This window comes from Leifsonia sp. HAY1-4F, from assembly GCF_056755275.1.
This window is the reverse complement of the sequence record NZ_JBNDHX010000045.1, coordinates 1-16,009: the sequence shown is the minus strand read 5'-3', so window position 1 is coordinate 16,009 and position 16,009 is coordinate 1. Positions and strand designations below refer to the sequence as shown.

The following is a 16,009-nucleotide window of genomic DNA, read 5'->3' as shown; positions in this document are numbered from 1 at the left end:
ATTCGACCGCCGCCCCGGCGTCCACCGGCTACAGCCGGTCCTCGAAGAACGCGGCCGAGGCGGCCGCGCGCACCCGGTCGGACAGCCGGAGACGGCCGTCATCGCGCGGTCGCGCCTCGAACGGATGCGCGGCGGCGGGCCCGGCGAGGCGGTAGCGCTGCTCCGCATCCACTCGTCCGCGCACCTCGGAGTACTCGCCGCCCGGGAGCCGGACGATCCGCCCGGTCTCGTACCCGTGGAGCAGGATGTCGCGGTCGCGCTTCTCGAGCGCCAGGCAGACGCGCCGGGTCAGCACGAAGGCCGCCACCGGGCCCAGCACGACGAGCGTCTGATACGCGGCGACGACGAGCTCCACGCTGACGTGGAAGTGCGTGGCGACGAGATCGGCGCTCCCGGCGCCCCACAGCGCGCCGTAGAAGACGAGGGAGGCGACGCCGAGCGCGGTGCGGGTCGGCTCGTTGCGCGGCCGGTCCAGGAGGTGATGGTCGCGGTGGTCGCCCGTGACCCACTCCTCCACGAACGGGTAAAGCGCGATGGCGAGCAGGAACAGGCCGACGACGGCGAGCGGCACGATGATCGCGAGGCTCCAGGTGCGGCCGAGCCACACCACCTCCCAGCCCGGCGGGACCAGTCGCAACGCGCCGTCGAGGAACCCGGTGTACCAGTCCGGCTGGCTCCCGGCCGACGCGTCGCCGGGCGACGACGGCCCGTACAGCCAGACGGGGCTGATCGTCACGGTCGCGGCGACGAGGACGATCCCGCCGGTGGTGAGCGCCAGGAGGCCGCCGGCCAGCGCCGCGAGATTCGGCCAGACGGGCACGCCGACGATCCGCTCCTCGCTGCGTCCCGGCCCGGCGAACTGTGCGGGCTTGTGCGCAGCGGCGCTCCATGCTCGCCCGGCCAGGAGCACCACCAGGAGGGCGGGCACCAGGGCGACGTGCAGCGGGTACAGGTTCTCGATGATCCGCCCGGGGAATTCGCCGCCGAACAGCAACGCGGACATCCACGTCCCGATCACCGGGATCCCGAGGACGATGCCTTCCACGATCCGGAGGCCCGTGCCGGAGAGCATGTCATCCGGGAGGGCGTATCCGCTCCACCCGCCGAGCAGCGCGGTGAGCAGCAGGCCGAAGAGCAGCAGCCAGGCGAACCGGCGGGGACGCCGGAACGCGCCCGTGAAGAACGAGACCGCGAGCTGCAGGATGATCGCCGCCGGCAGCAGCAGCGCCGCCCAGTGGTGCGCTTGCCGGATCAGAAGCCCGCCGGGAACCTCCCACGAGATGGCGAGCGTCGACTGGAACGCCTTCGACATCTCGGCGCCGGCGAGCGGCGTATAGGGGCCGGTGTAGGTCACCCGGGTGCTCGACGGCGTGTAGCCGAACAGGAGGAGGAAGCCCGTCACGAACAGCACGAGAACGCAGGCGAACGCGACGACGCCGAACATGCTCGTCCAGTGCAGTGGCGCCCGCCGCATCCCGAGCTCGTCCCGCAGTGCCCGGACGCGCCTGCCGAGCGCACTGCCCGACGCGACCCTCGAGAGCCGCAGCGTGAGGGTGGGGCGAGACGTCCCGCGTGTCCGGCGCATGAGTGCCTCCTGTCCGACCAGCACATGCCTTCACTGCTATGACCGGACAGAGCCCTCGTTTGTGACATCGAGCTGGAAAGTCACTCCGTTGCGTCGCCCGGCACAGGCAGGTGTTCCAGCTTCTCCGGGTTGAGTGTCCACAGGAGGTGGCGGATTCCCTCGCCCGTGACGTCGAGAGCCAGGTGTGCGACCACGGCGCCGTCGCGCACGAGCACTGCAGCGGGCGCACCGTTCGAGTCGACGATGTGGATGCTCCCCTCCCAGAACCGGGTGTGGAAGGCGCGCAGGTACTTGGCCACGCGTTCGCTCGAGACCACCGGGATGCGGGAGGCGCGCGCCAGGCCGCCGCCGTCGGAGTAGCTGACGATGTCGTCGGTGAACATGCGCTCCAGCTCCGCGATGTCGCCGGACTGCGCCGCCTGCAGGAACGCGGCGAGCATCCGCCGCTGCTCGGCCTGATCCACCTCGCGCCCTCGCTGCTCCTCGGCGAGGTGCTTCCGGGCCCGGCTCACCAGCTGCCGCGCGTTCGCCTCCGAGCCCTGGATGATGTCGGCGATCTGCGCGTAGGAGTAGTCGAACGCCTGCCGGAGCACGTAGGCGGCCCGCTCGGTCGGCGGCAGTTTCTCCAGCAGCAGGAGCACGGCGGAGCTGAGCGCCTCCGCCCGCTCCGCGCCCAGCAGGGGGTCGGCAGTCGTGTCCACCGGCTCCGGCAGCCAGGGCCCGATGTAGGTCTCGCGCCGCGCTCGTGCGGACGTCGCCTGGTTGATCGCGAGACGGGTCGCGGCGGTCGCCAGGAATGCGGCCGGCTCGCGGACTTCCGAGCGGTCGGTCCGCTGCCAGCGCTCCCAGGTGTCCTGCACGATGTCCTCGGCATCGGCCACAGTTCCCAGCATCCGGTACGCGATGCCGAACAGACGCGGCCGCACGGCCGAGAAGGTCCGTGCGGCTGCGTCGAGGTCGTCGTCCTGAGCGGTCTCGGCGGGCATGCCCCGATGCTAGCGAGCATCCTCCAGCCAGCGGGAGTAGCTCGTGCTCGCCAGTCGGTGCTCGCCGATCGCGGGGTCGTTGCCGGGAGTCAGCGAGCGATCGTCGACCGTGCCGCCGAAATAGCCGGCGTGCGGGTCGGTCACGACCGTGCGGGTGTCGCCGCGTGCGGCGAGGTGTCGCCGCGCCAGGTCGTCCAGCCGCAACGGCTCCGGTCCGGCGACTTCGATGACTCCATTGAGAGGGGCGGCGACCGCGGCGTCCGCCAGTGCACTCGAGACGTCCCGCGCCGCGATCGGCTGCATGAGCACATCCGAGAGGACGGCGGTGTCTCCGTGGGTCGCTCCGTCCGTCAGCGCGCCGATGAACTCGAAGAACTGCGTCGCGCGCACGATCGTGAACGGGACTCCGCTCTCCCGGACGATCCGCTCTTGCTCGACCTTCGCTCGCATGTAGCCGATGTCGGGCATCCGGTCGGCGCCGACGATGGAGAGCACCACATGGTGACGGACGCCCGCCTCCTTCTCGGCGGCGACCAGATTGGTCGCCGAGCGCTCGAAGAACTCCAGCACCGGGCCGTCCTCGAACGACGGCGCGTTCGGGGTGTCCACCACCACCTCGGCGCCGCGCAGCACGTCCGCGAGGCCCTCTCCGGTCACGGTGTTCACGCCGGACGACGGCGATGCCGCGACAGCGTCGTGCCCGCGCTCCCTGAGCAGCTCGACCACTCTTCCTCCGATGAGTCCGGTGCCACCGATGACGACGATCTTCATGTCCTTCTCCGTTCCGGCCGCGGTCGATCCGGGGCCACCAGCTCTGACCGGGGAGGGGCGACGGATGTGACACGGATGAACGTCATTCCGCTCGTGCCGGGGTGAACCGGCCTTCGTCGCCCGCGGCGGGTGTCAGTGCGGCTCAGGATCCCGTCGGGGCCTCAGCGACCTCTCGCGTCGCGGCTCCGGGCGTGCGGCGCGCCAGCGCGCCGACCGCCACCGCCGCGACGCCGACACTGATCAGCGCCCCGAGCAGGAGCGCCGATCCCTCGCCCGGGAGGAGGCCGCCGGCCTGCAGGCCCAGTGCCACGGCCGCGACCGGCACGCCCAGCTGCCCGGCGGACACGACGGCCTGACTCCAGGGCAGGCCCGCGGCCCGGGATGCGGTGTGCGCGATCACTGCGCTCGCGCCGAGGGCCACGCCGAGCAGCACCATCCAGGGGTGGCCGCCGAGGTCTCGCAGGTCGAGCGACGCTCCCAGCCAGACGAAGAAGAGGGGACCGAAGAAGCCCTCCGTCATCCCGAACAGCTGCCGGGCGAGCCGATGAGGCTCCCCTATCGCCGAGAGCACGAGGCCCAGCGCGAACCCGGCCAGCATGATGGAGAGCTGCACCGTCTGCGCGATCGCGGCGAAGACGAAGAGCACGAGCATGCTCAGCCGGAGCTCGAGGGCGAAACGCCGCCGCTCCGAGAAGGCGTGCATGCGTCGGCGCAGGCCGTTCCGGTCGAGCCGTGGCAGCACGACGACCAGTGCGATCGAGACCGCCGCGATCACGACCGCACCGATTGCCGCGGGGCCCGCATCCTGGGGAGCGACGGCGAACGGGAGGGCGACGATGCAGACCAGGTCGGCGACCGCGATCTGGGCGATCAACTGGCCGAGCCCTGCCGACGTGAGCCCCACGGATCCCAGCATCGGCAAGACGACGGCAGCGGACGACGACGCGAGCACCACGGCGTACATCGCCGCGTGCCCGGTCCCGAAGGCCGTCGCCAGGACGACGCCGAGGATCGCGGCCGCCGCACCCGCGATGGCCGCTCCCGCGAGGCCCGGGAGCCCGACCGTGGAGCGGAGGCGCGGGTCGCGCAGCGGGATCTGCGACCCGACCACCACCATCGTCAGGCCGAACCCGATGTTCGCGAGCAGCCGGAACGCGTCGGTGTGCGGATCCACCAGGCGCAGCCCGGTGTCGCCGATGAGCAGTCCCCCGGCGAGCTCGCCGACGACGACCGGGACGCGCCACGCCGCCCTCGCCGAGAGCACGGGCCCGAGCAGCCCGATCGCCACGATGAGGGCGAGGGAGGCGGCGGTCACCCGGCGTGCTCGACGTGCGCGTCCGGGCCGGGGACGACGACGGCCGTGTGGTCGGCGTCCTCCCAGCGGACGACGTAGGGCGGCTCCCCTTCGTTCCCGTGCACCTCGACGATGACCCCGATGCGTTGTTTCCCGGCGACACTCCTCGACATGACGATCAGGCGGTCTCCGACTGAGGCCTGCATGCGCCCACCTCCTCGATGCGGATGACCCCAGAATGCTCGCTCCGCACCCCTCCCGCAAGCGTCCCATCCCTGCTCCCTCACCCCCACCGTCGAGTACACGAAGACTGCACGCTGCGGCGGCGTGTCGCGTGCAGTCTTCGCGTACTCGATGGCGGGGCTGGCGATGGTGGGGCTTTCTGCGAAGTCGCTCACAGTGGTGGCGGGGGAGAGGCCTCGCGTGCTTGCCTGGCGGCATGGCAGCGGTGAAGCGCGTGATCGTCTTTCTGCAGGAGAACAAGACAACCGACTTCTACTTCCCCACCCTCGCCGAGTGGGGCGCACAGGTGGCGAACAACGGCGGGTTGCGCACGACGGCCCCGGATTTCGACCAGCCGCACGATCGCAACGCCTGGGTGCACTACCGCATGGGGGACTATCCGGCCGAGCCCATGCAGCTCGACAACGACCAGCTCATCCCGTACTACAGCTGGCTCGCCAAGACCTTCGTCTTCAGCGACCACAACTTCGGCTCCGGCTCCAACTCGACCCCCGGCCACATGCTGGCGATCGGCGGCCAGATGCCCACCCTCAAGAACCCGCCGTTCGTCGGACCGCATCCGGTGTGGAACCTGCCCTCCATCTTCAGCGTCGCCGAGAAGGCCGGCGTCAGCTGGGGGGCCTTCCCCGACCAGGACGGGTACCCGACGAAGTTCTACACCACCCTCACCGAAGCGCCCGGAAACGCCAACCTGCACCCGCCGTCGCAGTTCATCCCGATGGCGAAGGGAGGGACGCTGCCCGACATCTGCTACGTCTGGTCGCCCGCGGGCTACGACGAGCATCCCCCGTTCACAAGTGCGCCCGACTACCTGACCAAGGGGCAGGGTCTCGTCTGGCAGCGGGTGCAGGCCGTGATCGACGGCGGAGGCTGGGACGAGACCGTGTTCATCCTCACCTGGGACGACTGGGGTGGATACACGGACTCCGTCCCGACGCCCACCATCGAGACCGTGCCGGACGCCCTCCACCCGGACGGCTTCCCGATCATCGGCGGCTCGCGCATCCCGCTGCTGATGTTCGGCGGCGCCGTGCCGCAGGCCATCGACCCCGAGTGGCACTCGCACGCGTCCATCCCGAAGACCATCTGCGACCTGCTGGGCCTCGGCACGTTCGGTGTGCCCCGAGTGGATGAGGCACCATCTTTGGCGCAGCTCGTCCAGCCTGGACTCGGCCGGCCGGTGCCGCCGGCGCCCGGAAGCGCGATCACCCAGCCGACCCCTCCCTCGCCACGGCCGACGCCCGTGGAGCCGAAGCCGTGGCCCGGGCCCCTCGACCAGCCGCTGCCCGCGCTGGTCACCCTCGACGGCAGCTCCGTCCGCGCTCCGACCGACGGCCTCGTGCGGAAGTCGCCGCCGAAGGCGCCGGTCGCGCCGCCGGCGTGATGGGCTGTGCTTGCTCGCGGCCTTCGCGATCGAGTGGTCGCAACACGCCGTATGGGCGGGCTGTGACACGGCGTGTTGCGGCCCCTCGATGGCGCGCGAGCGGACGAACCGCTATTCGACGGTGACGGTCGTGGAGCGATGCGGCGGCAACGGAGAGAGCGAGGCCGGACTGTCTGCTCGCGGGCGTCCCCGGAAGAGACGCGCCGATTGCCACGCGGATTGAGTCGGAGCGGTGACGCGCGCCGGCTAGAACTTGTCGGGAGAATCCACGGATTCGCCGACGGTGATCTCCGGGGCTACGTTCGGGTCAGCGTCGACGGAACCGATGAACGACATCAGCTCGGGATCGCTGAAGAACGTGTTGAACGCGTCCGCGGACTCCCATTCGTCGACGATGAGGACGTATCCGTCCCCGGAGGCGAATTGATGGTGGAGGGCGCCTTGCTGCCGCCCCATCTCCGCGATCCTTCGGTAGTCGTCCGCGCGTTCGGTGAGCGATCTCTTGAACGCGCTCACATCGGCGGAAATCTTGACGGCGACAATGACAGACATAGCGATGACCTCCTAGGGCCCCCGATTCGGAGCCGATAGTACCGCCAGCCGCGACGACCGGCAATAGACCAGAGCGTGCCTTCGCTACGCACGGGCCCGGCTCGGGGGCGACGCCGTCGAGAAACGACACTTTGCTCAAGAAGTGACAGTTGGTGTCACGTTTCAGGCTAGTTGGGCTGTCTCAACCTAGTTGGGCGCGACCAGTCGGGCTACTAGTCCCAGCAAGTGCCGGGGCGACCTCCGCCGTTATGCTTTTCCGGTGAAGGCACGCGCGTTACGCCGACTTGAGCAGGTACCAAAGAGCCGACGTGGGAAGCTGCTGTCCGAGGGACTCACGATGCTCACCGACCATGTGACCGAACTCGCACGCGACAGCGAAGTCCTTCTACAGTCCTGGAGGCCGAGAGGAAAAGCGATCCTGGACGCGGTCCGCGGCGAAGGAGCTGCGAAAGCCCTAATCCTGCTCGACCTCATTCGGCACGGCAGGGAAGACGCACCAGCTCGCAAGACCTTATTGGCAGCTTTCGGCGACCACGTCGCCCGGGGGATCTACATCACCGTCGCAGCTGGGAGCCCAGCAACCTTGTTAGAGGTGAGAGACCGTGCCGACCTTCTGCGGCGAATGGACGTTCAGAACGAGATCGAGGCGGCGCGCGAGGAGGCCTTCTACGTCGACTATGTGAGTTACGACGAAGGCGACCGATGGATCTCACCTAAGGAGCGGTACCCTTCCACTCCTTGGCCAGCAAACGTTTGCGACGCGGCTCATCCAATCGATGGCTCGGCTTGGTGTGTTCACGCCTGAGGGCGCATCAGATCCGACGACGCATCGGTGAACGCTTTGGCCAGAACGCCGGCAGGGTCGACAATATGAGGTGCGGTCATCGTGATGACTCCGTTCGAGAGGGTTGTAGGAGATCCTCGAAGGATCACACGGTGACCGCACTCACGTCGTGAACGACGAGCCGGACCATCGTGCGCTACACCACTATGCGGACTCAACTAGTGCAGGTCTTATTGGCGGGAGAGTTTGATGGTCACGGGCCGGTCGCGACGCTAGGCGGCGGGGCCGCCGTCGCGGCCCGTTGCCGTACGACGTCGTCGGTTCCACGGTGCCGCGTCGGGGGTCAGGTGGAGCAGCAGCGCCACGCAGATGAAGCCGAAGCCGAGCAGCGGCTGGATGAGCGCGAGAGCCGCGGCGACGGCGAACAGTCCGAGAGCGATCAGCGAACGGCGGCGCGCGTGGCGGTAGACCTCGCGGCTCACCTCGCTCGACGCCCTCAGGATTTCCCGCTCGAACACGTTGTACAGCCCGTCGGTGACCACGAACAGCGCGGCGTAGAGGATGACAGGGACCGCAGCCAGCTCGGTCCGGGCGATCCAGGCGGTGGCGAAGGGCAGCAGGGACACGCAGAAGAGATGAGCGAAGTTGACCCACACCAGGCGGAGGGTGATGGCATCCACGTACCCCATCAGGTAGTGGTGGTTGATCCAGATGATGGCGATGAACAGGTAGCTGACGACGTAGCTGACGAAGGTCGGCCACAGCGTCAGCAGTGCAGCGAAGGTCGGGGCCTCCGGGGGCCGCAGTTCCAGCACCATGATCGTGATGATGACCGCGAACACCGCGTCGGTGTACGCCGCGAGCCGCGAACCGGTGCTCGGCCTTCTCACTCGCTCACTCCCGGGACCGGACGTCGAGGCCGAGGTCCGCGAGGACCTTCACCGCGCCGTCCCGGCCTCCTTCGAAGTCCGCCGGCCGGAGGGCCGTGCCGGTCGCGTGCTCGTACGCGACCCCCAGGATCGCCTTCGGCGGGTATAGCCGTCCCTTGAGGTGCAAGTCGTAGGTGGTGGTCGGGCGGTACCCGCTGGTGGCGTAGAACTGGTCGGCGCCCAGCCGGTCGAACTCGCCGACGGCGAATTCCACGTCCGCCCGGGTGACCGGTGTCCAGTCGATCGAGTGCGTCATCCTTGCGTCTCCTCCCTGCCCGCGCGAGGCGGGCGAATCGAACCACGTGCGCACTTTACGCCGCGAGACCGCGACGCGCCGACCGCCGGAACCGCGTCGGGGTGTGGCCGGGCTCCGAACGGAACGCCAGGTGTGGTGCGCGGTATCAAACGAATGAGACAAGTCGAAGGATGCCGTGAGAACTCACACCGGTCTCAAGTGACTTGCGAAAAGTCTCGAATTGCCTGAGAAACGACACGGGTGTCAGAAAGATCAGTTGGAGCGAGTGACGGGAATCGAACCCGCGCTATCAGCTTGGGAAGCTGAAGTTCTACCATTGAACTACACTCGCGCGGCCCGGAATCCCAGTAAAACACTGGGAAGTAGGGCTGCAGCCCAGAGTACCCGGTCAACGGATTTTGGCCAAACCCACCCCCGGAAGTCCGCGCAGAATCCAGGCACTCCCCGAGCGGCCGCTCACACCCCGCGCGCCGGAGGCGCCGCAGTCGAGGCCCGCACGTTGAGGGCGGGGCTCACGGTCACGCGGTGAACGGGCCGCGCCGGATCCTCGAGTCGCCGCAGAAGCAGGTCGACCGCTGCCGCGCCGAGGGCCTCGCGCGGCGGCCGCACGGCGGTGAGCGCGGGGGAGAACATGGCCGCCACCTCATCGTCGTACGCGATGATCGACAGGTCCTCGGGCACGCGGATGCCGCGGGCCAGCGCCAGGTCGGCGAACGCCATCGCCTCCGGGTCGGGGTGGACGAGCAGCGCCGTCGTCCCGCGCTCCACAGCGGTATCGAGCGCCGCGTCGACCGCCGCCGAGAAGTCCGGGCTGGTGCGGTCGGGCAGGAACGACTCGAAGTGCTCCGTCGGGGTCAGGTCGAGTTCGCGGCACGCTTCGTCCCACCCCCGCGAGATCTTCCGTGAGGTGGGCGAGTCGCGCGAGATCACGAGCCCCACCGTGCGGTGACCGAGGCCGGCCAGGTGCCGTGCCGCGAGGACCGCGCCCAACGCGTGGTCGGAGGTCACGGACTCCACCGGCTCGTTGCCCGGCAGCACGACCGACTCCCGTTCGACGAGCACGCTCGGTACGCCGCACTCGGCGAGCCACTGGATGACGTCCTGCCGGTGCGGGGTCTCGGTGTTCGGGGCGACGATCAGGCCGTCGACGCCCTCGGCGTTGACGAACCGCTCGAGCACCGGCCGCTCGTCCTGCAGCGAATACGACGCGGCGCGGACGATCACCCGCACTCCGCGGCGGCGCGCCTCCTGCTCCATGCCGCGCGTGACGCCCGGCCAGTAGTAGTTGAGCGAGGGGACGAGCACCGCGATCGTGCGAGCGACCGCCGGCTCCGCGGTCGACGATGGTGCGTCCTCGTCTCCCTCGTCGGCGGTGATCGCCGGAGGGACGGCCCCGCCGTGGATGCGGACGAGGAGGCCCTCATCCTCCATCTGCGCGAGGTCGCGGCGCAGGGTGACGGGCGAGACCCCGAGCTCGTCGATGAGCTGCGAAATGCGCACGACCCCGTCACGGGAGAGCGACGCGAGCACGTGCGAGCGACGCGCCGGCGCGAGCAGGGAGTAGTTGCTGTTGCCGTTGTCGTTCATCGGGATTCCTCTGGGATCGTTACGAACAGTTCTACCGTGACAGACAGCGCGCGCCGGTCCGTGACGACGAGGTCGAGGCGCGTGAGTCGCGTACCCCAGACGTCGGCGAGGAGCGGGTCGTCGAGTTCGGCCTCCGTGGTGCGGGCCTCGACATCCGACGGCCAGCGAACGACGGCCGGTCGGGCGCCCTCGAGGGGGATGATGTGCGCGCCACCGTCAGAGAGGCGCACCTCGCCGGCGAGGAGCATCCGCACGGTGGTCTCAGGCTCGGGGCCGCCGGCTGTCCACGGGTCGAGATCCCACACGTCGTCGATGTGCACGCGCGCGACCTCCCCGCGGTCGAGCCGCACCCGGCGACGCCAGGAGTGCAGTCCGGGCACGTCGTACGCACCGGCGAGGTCGAGCGCGATCCCGCCGTCCTCGGGACGGACCTGGTGCGCCGCGAACTCCGCTCCGGCGGACTGCGGAACGCCGCGCACCTCCGGGACCGAGTGCCACGAGCTCTGCATGGTCCAGATCTCGTAGCGGTTCGGGCCGAAGGTCTGCGCCGTGTACGTCGGTCGGCCGGCGTCCACCACCGCGGGCACGCCGTCCACGGCCACGATGAACGAGCCGACGTCGTTGTGGTTGTGCGACTCGCCGTTGTGGCCGCCCTTGGCTGCCAGCGTCAGACCTCGAGCAGTGCCCGCGGTCTCGCGCGCGACGGCGAGCTCGACCGAGGGCAGCCAGACATCCCGGGGCAGCGGGGGTTCTGCGGGCGTCGCAGTCACCCAGTGCTCGTCGGTGATGGCGCGCAGGAGCCGCCCGAGGCCCTGCTCCTCGGTGGCCGACGGCGTGCCGGGGGCGCGGTGGGAGGCGGCGAACGCGGCTGCGTCGCTGTCGCCGAGGCGCCGCGCGGCGCGGTGGAGTGCCGCCCAGGGCAGTCCGGACGGCGGCTTCGCCCGGCCGTCGGCCACGTTGACGAACCACGCGTCGCCGAGCTGCATCGAGTGGGGGTAGGCGACCGTCGCTCGGAGCGCCGGGATGCCGGCGGCGTACGTATCCACCTTCCCGTCCGTCGCGAAGGCGAGGAGGTCGAGCGCCTCGAGTGCGCGGAGAGCGCCCTCCCACCAGTAGCCGTAGCCCTCGTCGATCGCGCCGTCGTCAGGGAGCGCGGCGACGAAGCGGTCGAGGTCCGTCACCGCGGTGGCGACCGTACGCCCGCGCAGCTCGGCCTCGCCGGGCCCGTCGAGCAGCCGCAGGGCGGCGGCCAGCACGTTGGCGTGGATCCAGGCGTTCCAGTTGATGGGGGTCCGCTCGTGACCGATCCACCACCAGTCGCGGCGGGTGAGGAACGGTAGGAAGACCCGGCGGGACGCCTCGAACCGGATGCGAGCACGCAGACCCGGGTAGCGCTCGTCGAGGGCGTCTCCGAGCACCTTGTCGGCCCACGCGAGCTGGGCGACAGCCTCGCCGGCGCCGAGGTCGATGAAGGGGTCGTCCGCCACCGGAACGACCGAGCCGTGCCGGGCGAACGCGTCGTCGTGCGCGGGCCAGCACCACGAGCTCTGCTCGCAGAGGAGCGTGATGCCGTCGGCGACGTCGTCGATTCGCGCGTCGTCGAGGGTCACGGCCGCTGCGACGACGGCCCGGCTGAGCCGGCGCTGCCGGGAGAAGGCCGCGTCCTCCCAGGCTGAGCGGTCGCCATCGCGGTGATACCGCGCGGCATCGCTCGCGAGGGTTTGGGGCCACGGCGTGCCGTGCTCCTCCTCCGCTGCCGCCACGATGCGGTCGATGGTGGGCCGGTCGGCGGCGATCGCCTCCCACGCTGCGCGATCGGTCGCGGATGGGACGGGCAGCGCGCGGTCGGCGGGCACCAGGAGAGCGGAGACGTCGACCGGCCCGAAGGCCTCGCCGAGGGGACCGGGAAAGGAAAGGGATGCAGTGGATGCGGTCGGCACGGTGGTCCAGGGCTCCTCTCCGAGCGTGGCGGCGGCGTCGCCGGATCGCATGCTGTGATCGAAAATGATCGTATCACGTCAAATTAGTTGTTGTGATGATCGTTTCTGTTTGCTAATCTCCCAAAGTGATCGCAATGATCGTGATCATGCCCCGCCATTCGAAGGAGAATCCGTGAGCACAGCGCCCGTCGCTACCCGCACGGACTGGACGCGGGACCAGTGGACCGCGCACGCGGATCGCCTCCTCGCCGGCGCCCGCCGATGGGCATCTCCGGGTAACGGGCGCATCACTCCTCCCGGCGCCGAGGGCGGCTACGGCCGCGCGGTCGACGGGCTCGAAGGCTTCGCGCGCACCTTCCTCCTCGCCGGCTTCCGCATCGCCGGGGAGCGCGGTCAGGGCGTCGACGACCTCATCGACTTCTACGCGAAAGGCATCGCGACCGGTGTGGACCCGGACGCGCCGGACCGCTGGGTGCGCCCGGAGGAGCACGCGCAGGCGAAGGTCGAAGCGGCATCCCTCGCGCTGATCCTCGATATGACCCGCCCCTGGATCTGGGACCGGCTCGATGCCCTCACGCAGGAGCGGGTCATCGGCTACTTCTCCGCGATCGTCGGAGACACCACGTATCCGCCCAACAACTGGCTGTGGTTCCGGATCGTCGTGGAGACGTTCCTCCGCTCGGTCGGCGGCCCGTGGTCGGCGCAGGACATCGCCGACGACCTCGGGCGGCACGACTCCTACGTGCGCGCCGACGGCTGGATCGCGGACGGCGTCGAGCGCGCCTTCGACCACTACACCGGCTGGGCACTCCACCTGTACCCGGTCCTGTGGTCGCGCATGCGCGGCGCGGCCGACCTGTCCGGCGGGCGCACGTCTCAGGATGTGGCCGCGCTCGATCGCTACCTGATGGATGCCGTCGCCCTCGTCGGCGCGGACGGGTCGCCGCTCATCCAGGGCCGCAGCCTCATCTACCGTTTCGCTGCCGCCGCTCCGTTCTGGGCAGGCGTGCTGGCCGAGGTGCCGTCGACGCCGGCGGGCCTGCTCCGTCACGCGGCGAACCTCTCCGTGGCCCACTTCGCCGACGCCGGTGCGCCGAACGGGGAGGGCCTGCTGTCCATGGGCTGGCACGGCGACTGGCGCCGGCTCGCGCAGTCCTACTCGGGTCCGTCCTCGCCCTACTGGGCGACGAAGGGGATGCTGGGCATCTCCCTGCCGGCCGACCACCCGGTGTGGACGGCTCCCACGCAGCCGCTCCCCGTCGAGGCGGGCGACGATCTCCGTGTCGTCCGGGCCGCGGGATGGCTCGTCTCCGGCACGCAGGCCGACGGCATCGTCCGGGTCGTGAACCACGGCACCGATCACTCGACGCCCGGCTCCTCCGTCGGCGATTCGCCGATCTACGCGCGCTTCGGCTACAGCACGGCGACCGCGCCGCTGCACGACGGCCGAGCCTGGCGCGAGCCCCTCGAGCAGTCCGTCGCCCTGGTGGACGACCGCGGTCGCGCCTCGCACCGCGCCGGCATGGAGCTCATCGATGCGCGACTCGACGGCGACGTCGCAGTGGGCGCATCCATCGCCGATGCCCACTGGATCGATCCGGCCGAGGTGCAGATCCGCCACGGGTCCGGCATCACCGGCGCCACGACCGTGGCCGGGCGCATCCTCACCGTGTCGCTGGTCCGCGGCCCCTGGGAAGTCCGCCTCGTCCACCTCGACGGCGTCCATCCGAGCGCGAGCGTCCTGCGTATCGGCGGATGGCCTCTCGCCTCCGACACGGCCGTGACGGCCTCCGCCGACGCATCCGTGGGCCGTGTCGCCGTCGCGCGCGGCGACGGGCGGCTCGAGAGCGCCGTGCGTCTCATCGCAGGGTCGGGAACCCCGGCGATCGTCGAGCGGGACAACGCGAGCCCACTCGGATCCGCCGCAGCCGTTCCGGTCATCGAACGGGATGCGGCGGCGCCCGACGAATGGACCGCCGTCCTGGTCACCCTCGACGCCGCCCAGGCCGGGTCGCCCGAGCGGGCCGCGCTCGCCTTCGACGGCGGGCAGGTCGCCGTGACGTGGCCGGACGGCCGGAACACTGCCCACGACCTCACCCTCTTCCGTTCCGCAACCCCGGCGGACCGGTAGCCCAGACCCGGCATTCATGACCGGGACCATTGCAAAGGAGCAGCATCCACATGAATCGCAAGTTCGCAGCCGCGGCGGCCGTCAGCATCGCCGCCACGCTGTCGCTCGCGGCCTGCAGCGGCGGTGCATCGACCGCACCCTCGGCCACGACCGACAACAAGCCCGTCACCATCTCGGTATCCGGGTGGAGCCTGACGACCACGCCGGAGTTCCAGGTCCTGGCCGACGGCTTCCACAAGCAGCACCCGAACGTCACCGTCCAGGTCAAGGACTACGACGCCGCCAACTACGCGACGCTCCTGACCGCCGACCTCGCCGCGGGCACCGCCCCCGACGTCGTCGCCATCAAGCAGGTCACCGACATGGTGACCTTCGCCTCGGGCGGCCAGCTGGTCGATGTCTCCGACGTCAAGCTGAGCGACGGCATCAAGGGTGCGAGCTCCTACAAGCTCGACGGCAAGCAGTACGCCATCCCCTACCGCCTCGACGGGAACGTCCTGTTCTACAACAAGGACCTCTTCAAGGCCGCGGGCGTGCCCGACCCCGACGGCACGTGGACGTGGGACGACTACACCGCCGCCGCCGAGAAGCTCAAGACCGGGCTGAAGTCGGCCGGCAGTTCGGCACTCCCCGCCTACCTGCACACCTGGAACTCGCAGGTGCAGAGCTTCGCGACCGCGCAGACGCCGAAGGCGGACATGCTCTCGGGCAACTACGCGTACATGAAGCCGTACTACGAGCAGGCGCTGAAGATGCAGGACGAGGGACTGCAGCTGCCCTTCGCCACCGCGTCGGCCAACAAGACGACCTACCAGGCCGAGTTCGGCAAGCAGCAGGCAGCCATGGAGCTCATGGGCTCGTGGTACGTCGCGACGCTCCTCGCCCAGCAGAAGAGCGGTGACGCCGACAAGTTCCAGTGGGGCATGGCTCCGGTGCCGCAGCGCACGTCGGCGACGGCCGGCACGGACAAGAACCCGGTGACCTTCGGCGACCCCACCGGCTTCGGGATCAACGTCAAGACGGACGGTGCGAAGCTCACCGCGGCGAAGGAGTTCCTCTCCTACGTCGAGAGCGAGAAGGCGGCGGAGTCGCTCGCCCAGATCGGCATCTCCCCGGCGCTCGTCACGGATGCGGTGACGAAGACCTTCTTCGGTCAGCAGGGCATCCCGACCGACTCGCTGTCGAAGTTCGCCTGGGGCAGCCAGAAGGTCGCCCCGCAGAACCCGCCGTCGCCGAAGACCCCGATCGCGTCGACCGCACTGACCGCGATGCACAGCGCGATCCTGACCGGTTCGACGTCGCTCGACAAGGCCATCAGCGACGCCGGCGCCCAGTTCAAGAACCAGGCCGGCTGAGCCGATCCCGCCGGGTGGGGGGGGGGGTGGGGTGGCGCCAAACACCCCCCCCCCCCCCCCCCCCCACAAAAAACAAAACCCCCCACCCCAGATTAGCGAGTGTCTCGTGGGCTCGGAGATGTGTATAAGAGACAGGTGCGGGACGCTCGCGATCTTCGTCCTGCCGCTGTTCTGGCATCCACTCGGCTTGGATGCGCGGCAGTTCGGGCACT

At 69.9% G+C, this 16,009-nt stretch carries 15 protein-coding genes and 1 tRNA gene; 5 read left to right on the top strand and 11 right to left on the bottom strand.

Annotated elements, in window-relative coordinates:
* Positions 1-28: 28 nt before the first annotated feature.
* From qcrB to ACPYOG_RS10335, 5 genes are all read right to left on the bottom strand, one after another.
* Positions 29-1,585 carry a cytochrome bc1 complex cytochrome b subunit gene (gene qcrB / locus ACPYOG_RS10355; protein ID WP_481294146.1) on the bottom strand — a complete coding sequence of 519 codons (1,557 nt, stop codon included), beginning with the start codon at positions 1,583-1,585 and terminating at the stop codon, positions 29-31.
* A gap of 80 nt (positions 1,586-1,665) precedes the next feature.
* Positions 1,666-2,571 carry an RNA polymerase sigma-70 factor gene (locus tag ACPYOG_RS10350; RefSeq protein ID WP_481294145.1) on the bottom strand — a complete coding sequence of 302 codons (906 nt, stop codon included), beginning with the start codon at positions 2,569-2,571 and terminating at the stop codon, positions 1,666-1,668.
* A 9-nt stretch (positions 2,572-2,580) separates the two neighbouring features.
* A complete protein-coding gene (locus ACPYOG_RS10345; protein WP_481294144.1) occupies positions 2,581-3,342 on the bottom strand; it encodes an SDR family oxidoreductase in 762 nt (253 codons plus the stop codon).
* Positions 3,343-3,484: 142 nt separating this feature from the next.
* Complete coding sequence (locus ACPYOG_RS10340) at positions 3,485-4,657, bottom strand: cation:proton antiporter (protein WP_481294143.1); 1,173 nt, start codon at positions 4,655-4,657, stop codon at positions 3,485-3,487.
* Entirely contained in the window at positions 4,654-4,842 is a 189-nt protein-coding gene (locus ACPYOG_RS10335) for a DUF1918 domain-containing protein (protein ID WP_090041894.1), read from the bottom strand. The genes ACPYOG_RS10340 and ACPYOG_RS10335 overlap by 4 nt, the downstream gene beginning before the upstream one ends.
* A 233-nt stretch (positions 4,843-5,075) precedes the next feature.
* Between ACPYOG_RS10335 and ACPYOG_RS10330 the strand changes: the two genes are divergently transcribed.
* The gene (locus tag ACPYOG_RS10330) at positions 5,076-6,263 is read left to right on the top strand and encodes an alkaline phosphatase family protein (protein ID WP_481294142.1); all 1,188 of its coding nucleotides are present in this window, start codon (positions 5,076-5,078) and stop codon (positions 6,261-6,263) included.
* Positions 6,264-6,509: 246 nt separating this feature from the next.
* Here ACPYOG_RS10330 and ACPYOG_RS10325 read toward each other — a convergent pair whose 3' ends face one another.
* Positions 6,510-6,815 carry a hypothetical protein gene (locus tag ACPYOG_RS10325; RefSeq protein WP_481294141.1) on the bottom strand — a complete coding sequence of 102 codons (306 nt, stop codon included), beginning with the start codon at positions 6,813-6,815 and terminating at the stop codon, positions 6,510-6,512.
* Positions 6,816-7,074: 259 nt separating this feature from the next.
* Here ACPYOG_RS10325 and ACPYOG_RS10320 point away from each other — a divergent pair, with 259 nt between their 5' ends.
* Positions 7,075-7,620 (top strand): hypothetical protein, encoded by a 546-nt coding sequence (locus ACPYOG_RS10320; protein WP_481294140.1) that lies wholly within the window; start codon positions 7,075-7,077, stop codon positions 7,618-7,620.
* Positions 7,621-7,871: 251 nt separating this feature from the next.
* On the opposite strand, the gene ACPYOG_RS10315 is transcribed toward ACPYOG_RS10320, so the two are convergent.
* The 5 genes from ACPYOG_RS10315 to ACPYOG_RS10295 form a co-directional block, all read right to left on the bottom strand.
* A complete protein-coding gene (locus tag ACPYOG_RS10315) occupies positions 7,872-8,489 on the bottom strand; it encodes a TMEM175 family protein (protein ID WP_481294139.1) in 618 nt (205 codons plus the stop codon).
* Between the two features lie 4 nt (positions 8,490-8,493).
* Entirely contained in the window at positions 8,494-8,784 is a 291-nt protein-coding gene (locus tag ACPYOG_RS10310) for a ScoMcrA-related endonuclease (protein ID WP_481294138.1), read from the bottom strand.
* A 257-nt stretch (positions 8,785-9,041) separates the two neighbouring features.
* A tRNA-Gly gene (locus ACPYOG_RS10305) sits at positions 9,042-9,115 on the bottom strand.
* A 125-nt stretch (positions 9,116-9,240) separates the two neighbouring features.
* Positions 9,241-10,371, bottom strand: a complete 1,131-nt coding sequence (locus tag ACPYOG_RS10300) for a LacI family DNA-binding transcriptional regulator (protein WP_481294137.1) — start codon at positions 10,369-10,371, stop codon at positions 9,241-9,243.
* Complete coding sequence (locus ACPYOG_RS10295; protein WP_481294136.1) at positions 10,368-12,362, bottom strand: heparinase II/III domain-containing protein; 1,995 nt, start codon at positions 12,360-12,362, stop codon at positions 10,368-10,370. The genes ACPYOG_RS10300 and ACPYOG_RS10295 overlap by 4 nt, the downstream gene beginning before the upstream one ends.
* 121 nt (positions 12,363-12,483) lie before the next feature.
* Here ACPYOG_RS10295 and ACPYOG_RS10290 point away from each other — a divergent pair, with 121 nt between their 5' ends.
* The 3 genes from ACPYOG_RS10290 to ACPYOG_RS10280 all read left to right on the top strand — a co-directional run.
* On the top strand, positions 12,484-14,442 hold the full coding sequence (locus ACPYOG_RS10290; RefSeq protein ID WP_481294135.1) for a DUF2264 domain-containing protein: 1,959 nt from the start codon (positions 12,484-12,486) through the stop codon (positions 14,440-14,442).
* A 50-nt stretch (positions 14,443-14,492) separates the two neighbouring features.
* Entirely contained in the window at positions 14,493-15,797 is a 1,305-nt protein-coding gene (locus ACPYOG_RS10285) for an ABC transporter substrate-binding protein (protein WP_481294134.1), read from the top strand.
* Between the two features lie 31 nt (positions 15,798-15,828).
* A partial coding sequence (locus tag ACPYOG_RS10280; RefSeq protein WP_481294133.1) for a hypothetical protein occupies positions 15,829-16,009 on the top strand: 181 nt, incomplete at its 3' end.